The organism is Geodermatophilus sp. SYSU D00684 (assembly GCF_054050455.1).
Map to the genome: position 1 here is coordinate 69,392 of NZ_JBJGZI010000002.1, position 12,608 is coordinate 81,999.

Genomic DNA, 12,608 nt, shown 5'->3' on the forward strand with positions numbered 1-12,608 from the left:
CGCGGACCGGCTCCTCTCGGGTGGCCCCGGCCGGTCGGCCGACCGCGCCGGCGGGACGACCCGTGGGCGGGCGCCCGCCGTCCGCCCGCGGGTCGTCCCGCCGGCGCGGAACCCGGCGCGCCCGCGGTCCGTCGTCTGTGTGTGGACACCCTCCGCACGCTGCTGAACCTGGTCTGGCTGGTCCTGCAGGGCTGGCTGCTCGCGCTGGCCTACGCCTTCGCCGGCGTGGTCGCCTGTCTGCTGGTGGTGACCATCCCGTTCGGCATCGCCGCGTTCCGGCTCGCCGGGTTCGTGGTGTGGCCGTTCGGCCGGACGACGGTGCGGGCACCGGGTGCCGGCGTCGCCTCGGCGATCGGGAACCTGCTGTGGTTCCTGATCGCCGGGTGGTGGCTGGCGCTGCTGCACGTGGTCGCCGGGATCGCCTTCTGCGTGACGATCATCGGGATCCCGTTCGGGATCGCGTCGTTCAAGCTGGCCGCCGTCGGACTGTTCCCGCTGGGCAAGCGGGTGGTGGACACCGCTCCCCCGCGCGACTGGATGCACGCCGGCAGCGGCGTGGTGCAGGGCGCGCCCGCCCGCTGACGTCGCCGGGGCTCAGGCCTCCGGCTCGTCGGCCCAGCGGGCGAGGAAGTCCTTCTCGTCCGGGGTGAGCCGGCGCGGCCGGTCGATGGAGAAGTCGAAGGGCACCAGCAGCGTGCTGCCGGTGACGGCGAGCCGCTCGTGGTCGAAGACCTCGTAGTGGCAGGTGAAGGCGGCCGCGCGGACGTCGGACACCCAGATCTGCACGTCCAGGGGCCGGGCGGAGTAGACGACCGGCCGCTTGTAGGCGATCTCGTGGGCGGCGACGACGGTGCCGCGGCGCAGCCCGGTGCGCTCCTCCAGCGACGCCCGCTCGAAGAACAGCGCGACGCGCGCCATCTCGAAGTACTGCAGGTAGACGACGTTGTTGACGTGGCCGTAGGCGTCCATGTCCGACCAGCGCATGGGGACCTGCACCGTGAACCGCACGGTCCGACACCCTGCCGCACGCCTCCCGCGCCCGTCGACCGCGGCTCGTCGCGCCGTGTTCCCGAACCGGGCCGTGTGCACGAACCGCGCCGGGGAGGTCCTCCGGAGCGCGCTGTGTGCACACCGCGCCCGCAGACGCCGACGGCCGGCCGGAGCACGTGCTCCGGCCGGCCGGTGAGGACCCCCCCTCAGCCCTCGCGAGCTCGGGCCGAGCCTCCGGAGGGGGCCGCTAGTCCCGGGTGAGCTTGCGGTAGGTCGCGCGGTGCGGGCGGGCGGCCTCGGGGCCGAGCCGCTCGACCTTGTTCTTCTCGTAGTCGGCGAAGTTGCCCTCGAACCAGAACCACTTGGACTCGCCCTCGTAGGCGAGGATGTGGGTGGCCACGCGGTCGAGGAACCACCGGTCGTGGCTGACCACCACGGCGCAGCCGGGGAACTCCAGCAGCGCCGACTCCAGGCTGGTCAGCGTCTCGACGTCGAGGTCGTTGGTCGGCTCGTCGAGCAGCAGCAGGTTGCCGCCCTGCTTGAGGGTCAGCGCCAGGTTCAGCCGGTTGCGCTCACCGCCGGAGAGGACGCCGGCCGGCTTCTGCTGGTCCGGGCCCTTGAAGCCGAACGCCGCGACGTAGGCCCGCGAGGGCATCTCGACGTTGCCGACCTTGATGTGGTCCAGGCCGTCGGAGACGACCTCCCACAGCGTCTTCTTGGGGTCGATGCCGCTGCGGGTCTGCTCGACGTAGGAGATCTTCACCGTCTCGCCGACCTTGATGTCGCCGTCGTCGGGCTTCTCCTCGCCGACCAGCATCTTGAACAGGGTGGTCTTGCCGGCGCCGTTGGGGCCGACGACGCCGACGATGCCGTTGCGCGGCAGCGTGAAGGACAGGTCGTCGATGAGGATGCGGTCACCGAAGCCCTTGGTGAGGTCGTGGCTCTCGACGACCACGTTGCCCAGCCGCGGGCCCGGCGGGATCTGGATCTCCTCGAAGTCCAGCTTGCGGAACTTGTCGGCCTCGGCCGCCATCTCCTCGTAGCGCTGGAGGCGGGCCTTGCTCTTGGCCTGGCGGGCCTTCGCACCCGACCGCACCCACTCCAGCTCCTCGGCCAGCCGCTTCTGCCGCTTGGCGTCCTTGGCGCCCTCGACCTTGAGGCGGGCGGCCTTGGTCTCCAGGTAGGTGGAGTAGTTGCCCTCGTAGGGGTAGGCCCGGCCGCGGTCGAGCTCGAGGATCCACTGGGCGACGTTGTCGAGGAAGTACCGGTCGTGGGTGACGGCGACGACGGTGCCGGCGTACTTCTCGAGGTGCTGCTCCAGCCACGCCACGCTCTCGGCGTCGAGGTGGTTGGTGGGCTCGTCGAGCAGCAGCAGGTCGGGCGCCTCGAGCAGCAGGCGGCACAGCGCGACGCGGCGGCGCTCACCACCGGACAGGACGCTGACGTCGGCGTCGCCGGGCGGGCAGCGCAGCGCGTCCATCGCCTGCTCGATGCGGGCGTCGAGCTCCCAGCCGTCGTGCTGCTCGATGACCTCCATGAGCTCGCCCTGCTCGGCCAGCAGCGCGTCGAAGTCGGCGTCGGGCTCGCCCATCGCCGCGCTGACCTCCTCGAAGCGGGTCAGCGCGTCGCGCAGCGGCTTGACCGCCTCCTCGACGTTGCCGCGCACGTCGAGCTCCTCGTTGAGCGGCGGCTCCTGCAGCAGGATGCCGACGGTCGCGTCGGCGGCCAGCATCACGTCGCCGTTGGAGGGCTGGTCCAGCCCGGCCATGATCTTGAGGACGGTCGACTTGCCCGCACCGTTGGGGCCGACGACGCCGATCTTGGCGCCGGGCAGGAACGACAGGGTGACGTCGTCGAGGATGACCTTGTCGCCGTGCGCCTTGCGGGCACGGGCCATGGTGTAGATGTACTGAGCCACTGGGCGTTCGAGCCTTCCGTCGGTGCGCGAGGAGGGGCGGGCCGGTGGGTGCTCCGGCCCGGCCCCCGTGCGTTCTCGTCCCCGATCCTCCCAGTTCGCGGCGGCTAGCGGAGAGCCGGTTCCGGCAGGGCGTCGAGTGCCGCACCGGCCGCGGACGAGTCGGGGTCCAGCTCGTACAACGGCTGCACGGGCTCCGGATAGTCCCGCTCGTCGGGGGCGTCGTCGACCGGCTCGGCCGGCGGCGGCGCGGCCGTCGTCCGCCGGGTCTTGCGGAACTCGGCGGTGCCCTTGCTGAGGTCGAAGCCCACGGTCCGGGCCCGGACCCGCGGCCGGCTGTGGCGGCCCGTGTCGTTCTCCCACTCGTCGGTGCGCAGCGTGCCCCGGACGATGACCGGGTCGCCCTTGCTGACGCTGTGCGACACGTTGCCGCTGAGCTCGTTCCAGCACTCGACGTCGACGAAGAACGACGCGCCGTCGACGAAGCTCCCCGCGGTGCCGTCCCAGCGCCGCTCGGTGGAGGCGACGCGGAAGTTGGTGACGGTGCCGCTCTGCGTGCGCACGCGGCTGGGGGACGTGACGACGTTGCCGACGACGGTGATCTCGGTGGTGCTCACGGTGCTCCTCGGGTCCCAGGAGCCGGCACGGTGCCGGTCCGGGCCCGACCCTCGCCCCGCTCGGGCGCCCGTGACGGCGCCGGGAGCGACCTGTGGAGCGCCCGGCGCCTGTGGACGGCGGCCGGCCGGACCGTCACCGGCTCACGCCCGCCGCCGCGGAGGTGTCATCATCGCGGCCGAGCGCCCGTAGCTCAGCGGATAGAGCAGGTGCCTTCTAAGCACTTGGTCGCAGGTTCGATCCCTGCCGGGCGCGCGCCGGTCGCCCGCACTTGCCGCGGGCCGCAAGTCGCTCCGAAGGACGCTGCAAGCGGGCGGCGGGACGGTGCTCCCGAGCACCCGGGGACGGCCCCGGGACCGCACCGAGGAGCGCCCCGTGACCCAGGTCCACGACCCCCGCAACGCCCAGCCGTACGGCCCGCAGGGCCCCTACGCCCCGGCGCCCTTCCCCGCCCCCAACGGCTGGGACGGCCCCGGCTCCGCCCCGGGTGCCCCCTACGGCCAGCAGCCCCCGAGGAAGCGCACCGGCGCCATCGTCGGCAGCGTCCTCGCGGTGCTCGTCGTCGCCGGGCTCGGCGTCGGCGCCCTCTTTCTCCTCGGCGGCACGGTCCTCGACACCGCCGAGGCCGAGCGGCAGATCACCGCCGTCGCGCAGGAGCAGGCCGGCGTCACCGTCACCGACGTCAGCTGCCCCGAGGACGTCGAGCTCGCCGCCGGCACGGTCACCACCTGCACCGCCCAGCTGGAGGGCCAGGAGGTCACCTTCACCGTCGAGCAGACCGACGACGAGGGCAACGTGACCATCGACAGCGACCAGGTCTACGTGCACGTGGCCGACGTCGAGTCCGCGCTGTCCGAGCAGTTCGCCGCGAGCACCGGCCTCGAGGTCGTCTCCACCTGCGACGCCGGCGACCGCACCGTGCTCGTCGCCGAGGACGGCCTGACGCTGGACTGCCAGGTGGCCGCGGCCGACGACCCGTCCGACAGCGCCGTCGTCACCGCCACGCTCGACGCCGAGGGCGACGTCAGCTTCGAGTGACCCGCAGGACGGGAGAGGCCCGGGACCGCACCGCGGTCCCGGGCCTCTCGCGTGCGTCCGTCAGCGCGCGGCGGCGGGCGTCCAGCCCAGCGCCGGCGCGACGTGGCGCGCGACGTTCTCCAGCAGCCGGGCGTTGTACTCGACGCCGAGCATGTTCGGCACCGTGAGCAGCAGGGTGTCGGCCTCGCGGACGGCGGCGTCCTTGGCCAGCTCCTCGGCCACCTGGTCGGGCTCGCCGGCGTAGCTGCGGCCGAAGCGGGCGCGCACGCCCTCCAGCAGCCCGACCTGGTCCGACGAGCGGCGCTCGTCGCCGAAGTAGGCGCGGTCGAGGTCGGACACGATCGGGACCACGCTGCGGCTCACCGACACCCGCGGCGTGCGGTCCCACCCGGCCTCGGCCCAGGCGGCGCGGTAGCGGGCGATCTGCTCGGCCTGCAGCTCGTCGAAGGGCACGCCGGTGTCCTCGGACAGCAGCGTCGAGCTCATGAGGTTCAGCCCCTGGCGGGCGGCCCACTCGCCCGTCGCCCGGGTGCCGGCGCCCCACCAGATCCGGTCGGCCAGGCCCGGCGACTGCGGCTGGATCGCCAGCCGGCCGCGGGCGCCACCGGTCATCCCGGGGTCGGCGTCGACGACGCTCGCGCCCCGGGTCGCGGCGAGGAACAGCGCCGCCTTCTCCCGCGCCAGGTCGGCGTCCGAGGCCCCCTCCGGCGGGACGTAGCCGAACGCCTCGGAGCCGCGCAGCGCCGTCTCCGGTGACCCCCGGCTCACGCCGAGCTGCAGCCGGCCGCCGGCGAGCAGGTCGGTGGCCGCGGCCTCCTCGGCCATGTACAGCGGGTTCTCGTAGCGCATGTCGATGACGCCGGTGCCGAGCTCGATCCGCGAGGTCCGCGCGGCCATGGCGGCCAGCAGCGGGAACGGCGAGGCCAGCTGCCGCGCGAAGTGGTGCACCCGGACGAACGCGCCGTCCAGGCCGAGCTCCTCGGCGGCGACGGCGAGCTCGACGGTCTGCACCAGCGCGTCCCGCGCCGTGCGCACCTCCGAGCCGGGCAGCGGCTGCCAGTGACCGAACGACAGGAACCCGATGCGCTTGCCGACGTCCATGCCCGGCACAGCGCGCGGGCCGGACGCGGGATTCCCCGGCGGTCAGCGCGGCGGCAGCTGCTGGACCGCCCAGCCGTTCCCGTCCGGGTCGCTGAAGAACACGAACGACCCCCAGGGGAGGTGCTGGACCTCGCTGACCTCCACGCCCCGCCCGGTCAGCTCCTTGTGGGCCAGCTCGACGTCGGGGACGACGAGCTGCAGCCCCTGCGCCGCTCCGGGCGGCACGTCGAGCAGGCCGGTGCCGATCGCGATCGAGCACGCCGACCCCGGCGGGGTGAGCTGCACGAACCTGACCTCGTCGCTCACCCGGTGGTCGTGGTCGAGGTGGAACCCGGCGCCCTGGGTGTAGAAGGTGATCGCACGGTCGACGTCGCTGACCGGCACGGCGACCAGCTCGAGCTTCCAGTCCATGACGTGCTCCTCCGCTCGGGGCGCCCACCCTGCTCCCCGGAGGCGTGCGCGGGCACCCCTCCCGGGCGCGGGCGGCGGAGACCCGGGGGGTCCGGACGCCGCGGACCCGGGTGGAGGCGCTGCTCACGGCGACGTCCCACGCGCCCCGGACGACACGGCAGCCTCCCGCCGTGACGGAACGTGAGCGACCGACCACGACTCTCCGTGTGCGGGTTCCGCTGCTCCGGCCGTCCGGTCGGCCACCCTGTCCAGGTGACTCTCAGCGCCCCCCACGTGCCCCGGCCCCGGGCCGACCAGCCCGGCGAGCCGAGCGGTGCACCGGCGGGGACGAGGCTGCGGGCCATCGACACGCTGCTGGCCGACCGCGGCCAGGTGTTCCGCGCCCTGTTCCTCAACTCGCCGGTCCCCAAGGCCCTGGTCGGCCTCGACGGCCACCTGCTCGTCGTCAACGACGCGCTGTGCGCGCTGTCCGGCCGCGGCATCGACGACGTGGTGGGCCGCCACGTCGACCTGCTCGCCCACCCCGACGAGGCCCCCATCCCCGACGGCGACGGCGCTCCCGGTGACGAGGCCGCCCTGGACCCGTGGCTGCGCCGGGACGGCGAGCGCCGCCTGCGCCGCGCCGACGGCACCGAGCTGTGGGTGCAGCAGTCGCACACCGTCGTCCACCGGACCACCGGCGAGCCGCACTTCGTCGTCCTGTCGCTGGTCGACGTCACCGACCGGCGGCGCGCCGAGGAGGACCTGGTCCGCCGGGCCTTCACCGACCAGCTCACCGGGCTGCCCAACCGCCGCGCGCTCACCGACCGGCTCGCCCACGCCCTCGCGCTGTCCCGCCGCCGGGGGCTGCAGGTGGGCCTGGTGCACCTGGACCTCGACCGGTTCCAGGCGGTCAACGACACCCTCGGCACCGAGGCCGGCGACCAGCTGCTCAGCCAGGTCGCCGACCGGCTGCGCTGGAGCACCCGGGTCGAGGACACCGCCGTCCGGCTCGGCGCCGACGAGTTCCTCATCCTCGCCGAGGACGTCGAGGACCTCGACGGGCTGCGGGCGCTGGCCGACCGGCTGCTGTCGGTGCTCGACGACCCGTTCCAGCTGGGCAACCGGGAGATCGTGCTGTCGGCGAGCGTCGGGCTGACCATGGGCTCCGACGTCGCCCCCGACGACCTGCTGCGCCAGGCGCACAGCGCGCTCACCCGCGCCAAGCGGGACGGCAGCCGGGCGCGGATCGAGGTGCACGACGGCGGCCTGACCGAGGACGAGGTCGACCTGCTGCAGCTGGAGACCGACCTGCGCCGGGCGCTGGACGGCGACGAGCTGCGGCTGTTCTACCAGCCGATCGTCTCCCTGGCCGACGAGACGCTGCTCGGCTACGAGGCGCTCATCCGCTGGCAGCACCCCACCCGCGGGCTGCTGCCGCCGGGCGCGTTCCTCGACGCCGCGGAGAACAACCGGCTCACCTCCCGCCTGGGAGCCTGGGTGCTGCGCCAGGCGTGCACCGACGCCGCCGGCTGGCCGGCCGGGCTGCGCGTGCACGTGAACGTCTCCGCCCGGCACCTGGCCGAGGAGGGCTTCAGCGACCTGGTCGCCGCCGCGCTGGAGGAGTCCGGCCTGCCGCCCGAGCGGCTGGAGCTGGAGATCACCGAGTCGACGGCGCTGTTCGCCGCCGAGGCCACGCTGCAGGCGGTGTCGGAGGTGACCGCGCGCGGCGTGACGCTGGCGCTCGACGACTTCGGCACCGGCTACTCGGCGATCACCGCGCTGCACCGGCTGCCGATCCACACCGTGAAGATCGACCGGTCGTTCGTCGCCGACGTCGTCACCCGGCCCTCCACCGCCGCCCTGGTCCAGGGCCTGCTGCAGCTCGGGCAGGGCATGGGCCTGCAGGTGATCGCCGAGGGCATCGAGGACCTCGAGCAGGCCGAGTGGCTGCGCCGGCACGGCTGCGCGATGGCGCAGGGCTACGCGTTCGGCCGGCCCGCGCCGCTGCCCAGCCGCGCCGAGGCGCTCATGGCCGAGGTGCTCGTCGAGCAGGCCGCCGAGGAGGCCGCCGCCGTCCTCGAGGCCGTGACCGGCGAGCTGGAGGCGGTCACCGGCGAGCTGCCCCCGGTGCCGGACCCGGCCGGCGGCGACGGCGTCGACCTGTTCCCGCTGGAGGACGCCGAGGAGCCCCCGGCCTCCCGGCCGTTCCTCGTGGTCGTCGAGGACACCACCACCGACGACGAGCCCGAGGACGACGAGCCCGACGACGGGGACGCGGACCCCGCCTGAGCCCCCCGTGCCCGTCCGCGGAGGTGCACCGTGCACTCCGCGGACGGGCACGCTCAGCCGCGGGGCAGCGCCAGCGGCACCGGCCGCTTCGGGGCCCGGCCGTCGCCGGAGGACCGGCCGCGCAGCCGGCGGGCGATCCACGGCGCGACGAATCCGCGCACCCACGCGGCCTCCTCGGCCACGGCCGCGCGCAGCGCCCGCGGCGGCGCCGGCGGCAGCGGGGTGCGCCACTCGCCGTCGCCGGGGACCGGGACGCCGAGCGCGTCGGCCGCGGCCAGCGCCATCCGCCGGTGCCCCTCGGCGGTGAGGTGGATGCGGTCGCTGTCCCACAGCCGCCAGTCCAGCAGCCAGCGCGCGCCCCACTGGTCGAGGACGACGGCGCCGTGCCGGGCGGCGATCGACCACAGCGAGGCGTTGAACACCGCGACCCGGCCGCGGGTGCGCCGGATGATCGGCGTCAGCCGCGGGTCGACACCGGTGGCCAGCAGCACGTCGGCGCCGTCGGCGCGGAAGCCGGCCACCGCCTCCTCCAGCGCGGCGGCGAGCACGTCGGGGTCGGCGCCGGGGCGGAGCAGGTCGTTGCCGCCGGCGACCAGGCTCACCAGGTCCGGCCGCGCCGCGCGGGCGACCGGGACCTGCTCGGCGAGCACCTGCGGGAGCAGCCGCCCGCGGACGGCGAGGTTGGCGTACTCGACGTCGGCGCCCGGCGAGGCCTCGGCGAGGTGCCCGGCGAGCCGGTCGGCCCAGCCGCGGTACTCGCCGGGGCGGGCCGGCTCGGGGTCGCTGAGCCCCTCGGTGAAGGAGTCGCCGAGGGCGACGTAGCGGCGCCAGGAGCTGCGGGACGGTGCGGGCACGGATCCACTGCAGCACGGTGAGCGAGCACACAGCGCGCCGGGACCCCGGCCGCGGCGACGATCTCGGTCATGCCGACCTCCGTCGCCGCCTCGCTCACCCTCTCCTCGGCCGGCCCGGCCACCGCGTTGCTGCAGGTGGCGGTGGCCGCGCCCGCCACCGAGACGCTGACCGCGCTGTGCGAGGGGCGCCCGCTGGGGGTCGAGGAGCTCCGGGTGGGCGAGGCGCGGGTGCACCGGGTCCGGCTGGAGGCGGGCACCACCGAGGTCACCTACACCGCGACCGCGGAGCGCGGCGGCCCGGGCCGGGCGGTGACGCCGGAGGCGTGGGCGGAGGCGATCCGGCCCAGCCGCTACTGTCCGTCCGACCAGCTCGCGGGGTTCGCCTCCGCCGAGTTCGACCGCTCGCTGCCCCGCGCCGAGCTGGTGGGCGCGGTGTCCGACTGGGTGCACCGCCGGCTGGTCTACGCCGCGGGCACCAGCCGCCCGGTCGACACCGCCGTCGACACGCTGCTGGCCGGGCGCGGCGTGTGCCGCGACTACGCGCACCTCACGGTCACCCTGCTGCGCGCGCTGGAGGTGCCGGCGCGGCTGGTCGCCGTCTACGCGCCGGGGCTGGACCCGATGGACTTCCACGCCGTCGCCGAGGCCGACGTGGACGGGACGTGGTGCGTGGTCGACGCGACGCGGCTGGCGCCGACGTCGTCGCTGGTGCGGATCTGCTCGGGCCGCGACGCCGCCGACACCGCCTTCCTCACCACGCTCGGCGGGGCGCGGTTCCTCGGCATGACCGTCACCGCCGCCGTCGACGGCGACCTGCCCGCGCCGGACGGCGCGCCGTTCCCGCTGCCCTGAGCGCTCAGCCCTCCTCGGGCACCTCGCGCAGCCGCTCCCGGAGGTCGCGCGGGAGCAGCCCGACCATCTCGGCGGGCAGGAACGGCAGGTCCAGCAGCGAGAGCTCGGCCCGGCTGCGCTGCGCGGAGCGGGAGCCCTCGATCCGCACGAGCTGCCCGGCGCCGGGGCGGTAGGAGACGGTCACCCCGTCGCCGGGCTGCAGCCGGCCGCCGAGGACGCCGTCGAACTCCATCGCCGGCCGCCCGGCGCCGATGGTCAGCGCCTCGCCGAGCTCGCGGCCCTCCACCTCGCCGAGGAACCCCAGGTGGCAGAGGTTGACGCCGAGCACCGGCACCGGGCGCGCGCTGACCATCCGCATCGCCCCGGGGATCGTGCCGTCGCCGCCGAGCGCGATCACGCCGTCGCAGGTGCCCGCCAGCTCCTCGGACGCCACTGCGGTGACGCCGGTCAGGGAGAGCCGGGCGACGTCGTCGCGGTCGGCCAGCGGCTGCACCGCGGCGCCGGCGGTCCACCCGGTGACCTGCCGGACCGCGGCGGAGGAGTCCCGCGTGGGGTGCAGGACCAGCCCGAGGCGCCTCCCGGCGCTCAGCCGCGCCAGGTCTCGAGCAGCCGCAGCCAGATCTCGCTGACCGTCGGGTAGGCCGGGACCGCGTGCCACAGCCGCGCGATCGGGACCTCCCCGACGACGGCGATCGTCGCCGCGTGCAGCAGCTCGGCCACCGCCGGGCCGACGAAGGTCATCCCGAGCAGCACCTCGCGCTCGGTGTCGACGACGGCGATCGCGGTCCCCTCGTAGCCGTCGGCGAACAGCGCCGCCCCCGAGACCGAGCCGATCGGGTACTCGACGACGCGGTGCGGCAGGCCCCGCTCCTCGGCCTGGGCGCTGGTCAGGCCGACGCTGGCCACCTGCGGGTCGGTGAACACGACCGAGGGCGTGGCGGCGCGGTCGGCGGTGGCGGTGTGCGGCGACCAGTCCTCCCCGCGCACCTCCTCGCCGCGGGCGCGCGCGACGATCGCCGCGCCGGCCTGGCGGGCCTGGTACTTGCCCATGTGGGTGAGCTGCCGGCGGCCGTTGACGTCGCCGACGCCGTAGAGCCAGGGCAGCCCGCGCACCTGCAGCGTGTCGTCGACGTCGAGGTACTCCCCCGGCTCCAGCCCGACGCTGTCCACGCCGATCGCGGTCGTCCGCGCCCGCCGCCCGACGGCCACGAGCACCTCGTCGCCGCGGACCTCGCCCTCGGCGGTCGTGAGGACCACCTCGTCGTGCTCGCGGCGGGCCGCGCGGACCTCGGCGCCGAGCCGGACGTCGACGCCGCGGTCGCGCAGCGAGGCGAGCACGGCGTCCCCGGCCTGCGGCTCGGCGCCGGGCAGCAGCCGGTCGCCCTGCTGGAGGAGCGTCACACGCGAGCCGAGGGCGTTCCAGGCGGAGGACATCTCGCAGCCGACGTAGCCGCCGCCGACCACCAGCAGCCGGCGCGGGGGCTCCTTGGCGCTGGTGGCCTCGCGCGGGCTCCACGGCTCGACGTCGGCCAGGCCCTCGACCGGCGGCACCGCGGGCTCCGACCCGGTGCAGACGGCGACCGCGTGCCGCGCGGTCAGCCGGGTCTCCCCGCCGTCGGGCCGGGTCACGACGACGGTGCGCTCGCCCTCGAGCCGGGCGGTGCCGCGGACCAGGTCGATGCCCGCGCCCTCGACCCAGCGCACCTGGCCGGCGTCGTCCCAGTGGCCGGCGAATGAGTCACGGCGCTCGAGGGTGGCGGTGACGTCCTGCTCGCCGGTCACCGCGGCCGCCGCACCCTTGACCGCGCGGGCCTCCTCGATGGCCTCGGTGCCGCGCAGCAGCGCCTTGCTCGGCATGCACGCGTAGTACGAGCACTCCCCGCCGACGAGGTGCTCCTCGACGAGCACCGCGGACAGCCCGCCCCGCACGACGACGTCGGCGACGTTCTCCCCGGTCGAGCCGGCCCCCATCACGACGACGTCGTAGGTCTCCTCGTCTGCGCTGCTCACCGCGCCATCCTGGCGGTGTGGTCGACTGGCCGCCATGCCGGTGTCACCCTCCGAGTTCAGCGCCGCCCTGCGGCAGTACGCCGCGGGGGTGGCGCTGCTGACCGTCCGGGACGACATCGACGACGTCGGGACGACGGTCACCTCGGTGATGAGCGTGTCGGCCGACCCGCCGCTGGTCGCCGTCGGGCTGACCGCCGACGGGTACTCCGCCGAGGTGCTGGAGGCCGTGGGCACCTGCGGGCTCACCGTGCTCGCCGCCGGGCAGGCGATCCTCGCCAGCCGGTTCTCCTCCGCCGGGCGGCCCTCGGCGCGGCACCTGCTCGAGTCGGTGCCGTGGTCGCGGGCGGCCGGCAGCGGCGCGATCGTGCTCGACGGCGGCGTCGTCGCGCTGGACTGCCGGCTCGACCGGCTGGTGCCGGCCGGGGACCACGTGCTGGCGCTGCTCGCCGTCGAGGACGTGCCCGTGCTGCGCGAGGACGCCGCGCCCCTGCTCCGGCTGCGCGGCCGCTACGTCGACGCCCCCGGGACTCACTAGGCCCCGGCGGCCGGAC

13 protein-coding genes and 1 tRNA gene are annotated in these 12,608 nt (G+C 75.4%); 6 read left to right on the forward strand and 8 right to left on the reverse strand.

Going from position 1 to position 12,608, the window contains the following annotated elements; all coding sequences use genetic code 11:
- Positions 1–141: 141 nt before the first annotated feature.
- A complete protein-coding gene (locus ACI79L_RS01720; protein ID WP_456935106.1) occupies positions 142–582 on the forward strand; it encodes a YccF domain-containing protein in 441 nt (146 codons plus the stop codon).
- A 12-nt stretch (positions 583–594) separates the two neighbouring features.
- Here the strand turns inward: ACI79L_RS01720 and ACI79L_RS01725 are convergent, their stop codons facing one another.
- The 3 genes from ACI79L_RS01725 to ACI79L_RS01735 form a co-directional block, all read right to left on the reverse strand.
- Positions 595–1,008 carry an acyl-CoA thioesterase gene (locus tag ACI79L_RS01725; protein ID WP_456935107.1) on the reverse strand — a complete coding sequence of 138 codons (414 nt, stop codon included), beginning with the start codon at positions 1,006–1,008 and terminating at the stop codon, positions 595–597.
- Positions 1,009–1,237: 229 nt separating this feature from the next.
- The gene (gene ettA / locus ACI79L_RS01730; protein ID WP_456935108.1) at positions 1,238–2,908 is read right to left on the reverse strand and encodes an energy-dependent translational throttle protein EttA; all 1,671 of its coding nucleotides are present in this window, start codon (positions 2,906–2,908) and stop codon (positions 1,238–1,240) included.
- A gap of 104 nt (positions 2,909–3,012) precedes the next feature.
- Positions 3,013–3,522 carry a single-stranded DNA-binding protein gene (locus tag ACI79L_RS01735; protein ID WP_456935109.1) on the reverse strand — a complete coding sequence of 170 codons (510 nt, stop codon included), beginning with the start codon at positions 3,520–3,522 and terminating at the stop codon, positions 3,013–3,015.
- Between the two features lie 180 nt (positions 3,523–3,702).
- Between ACI79L_RS01735 and ACI79L_RS01740 the strand changes: the two genes are divergently transcribed.
- Positions 3,703–3,775 (forward strand) — tRNA-Arg (locus ACI79L_RS01740).
- Positions 3,776–3,895: 120 nt separating this feature from the next.
- On the forward strand, positions 3,896–4,558 hold the full coding sequence (locus ACI79L_RS01745) for a DUF4333 domain-containing protein (RefSeq protein ID WP_456935110.1): 663 nt from the start codon (positions 3,896–3,898) through the stop codon (positions 4,556–4,558).
- Positions 4,559–4,618: 60 nt separating this feature from the next.
- On the opposite strand, the gene ACI79L_RS01750 is transcribed toward ACI79L_RS01745, so the two are convergent.
- Together ACI79L_RS01750 and ACI79L_RS01755 are read right to left on the reverse strand one after the other, a co-directional pair.
- Positions 4,619–5,659: an LLM class flavin-dependent oxidoreductase gene (locus ACI79L_RS01750; protein WP_456935111.1), complete on the reverse strand. Its 1,041-nt coding sequence runs from the start codon at positions 5,657–5,659 to the stop codon at positions 4,619–4,621.
- A gap of 42 nt (positions 5,660–5,701) precedes the next feature.
- A complete protein-coding gene (locus tag ACI79L_RS01755) occupies positions 5,702–6,070 on the reverse strand; it encodes a VOC family protein (protein ID WP_456935112.1) in 369 nt (122 codons plus the stop codon).
- Between the two features lie 252 nt (positions 6,071–6,322).
- On the opposite strand from ACI79L_RS01755, the gene ACI79L_RS01760 reads away from it, so the two are divergent.
- On the forward strand, positions 6,323–8,341 hold the full coding sequence (locus tag ACI79L_RS01760; RefSeq protein ID WP_456935113.1) for a putative bifunctional diguanylate cyclase/phosphodiesterase: 2,019 nt from the start codon (positions 6,323–6,325) through the stop codon (positions 8,339–8,341).
- A gap of 53 nt (positions 8,342–8,394) precedes the next feature.
- On the opposite strand, the gene ACI79L_RS01765 is transcribed toward ACI79L_RS01760, so the two are convergent.
- Positions 8,395–9,195 (reverse strand): SGNH/GDSL hydrolase family protein, encoded by an 801-nt coding sequence (locus ACI79L_RS01765; RefSeq protein ID WP_456935114.1) that lies wholly within the window; start codon positions 9,193–9,195, stop codon positions 8,395–8,397.
- A gap of 69 nt (positions 9,196–9,264) precedes the next feature.
- Between ACI79L_RS01765 and ACI79L_RS01770 the strand changes: the two genes are divergently transcribed.
- Entirely contained in the window at positions 9,265–10,047 is a 783-nt protein-coding gene (locus ACI79L_RS01770; protein ID WP_456935115.1) for a transglutaminase-like domain-containing protein, read from the forward strand.
- 4 nt (positions 10,048–10,051) lie between these two features.
- On the opposite strand, the gene ACI79L_RS01775 is transcribed toward ACI79L_RS01770, so the two are convergent.
- The gene (locus ACI79L_RS01775) at positions 10,052–10,540 is read right to left on the reverse strand and encodes an NAD(+)/NADH kinase (protein WP_456935116.1); all 489 of its coding nucleotides are present in this window, start codon (positions 10,538–10,540) and stop codon (positions 10,052–10,054) included.
- 92 nt (positions 10,541–10,632) lie between these two features.
- Positions 10,633–12,057 (reverse strand): dihydrolipoyl dehydrogenase family protein, encoded by a 1,425-nt coding sequence (locus tag ACI79L_RS01780; protein ID WP_456935117.1) that lies wholly within the window; start codon positions 12,055–12,057, stop codon positions 10,633–10,635.
- Between the two features lie 34 nt (positions 12,058–12,091).
- Between ACI79L_RS01780 and ACI79L_RS01785 the strand changes: the two genes are divergently transcribed.
- A complete protein-coding gene (locus ACI79L_RS01785; RefSeq protein ID WP_456935118.1) occupies positions 12,092–12,592 on the forward strand; it encodes a flavin reductase family protein in 501 nt (166 codons plus the stop codon).
- The last annotated feature ends 16 nt before the right edge of the window (positions 12,593–12,608 follow it).

Bases quoted from the DNA above. Each gene is read 5' to 3' on its own strand.
- ACI79L_RS01785 (WP_456935118.1), top strand. From the start codon at position 12,092: ATGCCGGTGTCACCCTCCGAGTTCAGCGCCGCCCTGCGGCAGTACGCC.
- ACI79L_RS01750 (WP_456935111.1), bottom strand. From the start codon at position 5,659: ATGGACGTCGGCAAGCGCATCGGGTTCCTGTCGTTCGGTCACTGGCAG.
- ACI79L_RS01770 (WP_456935115.1), top strand. From the start codon at position 9,265: ATGCCGACCTCCGTCGCCGCCTCGCTCACCCTCTCCTCGGCCGGCCCG.
- ACI79L_RS01755 (WP_456935112.1), bottom strand. From the start codon at position 6,070: ATGGACTGGAAGCTCGAGCTGGTCGCCGTGCCGGTCAGCGACGTCGAC.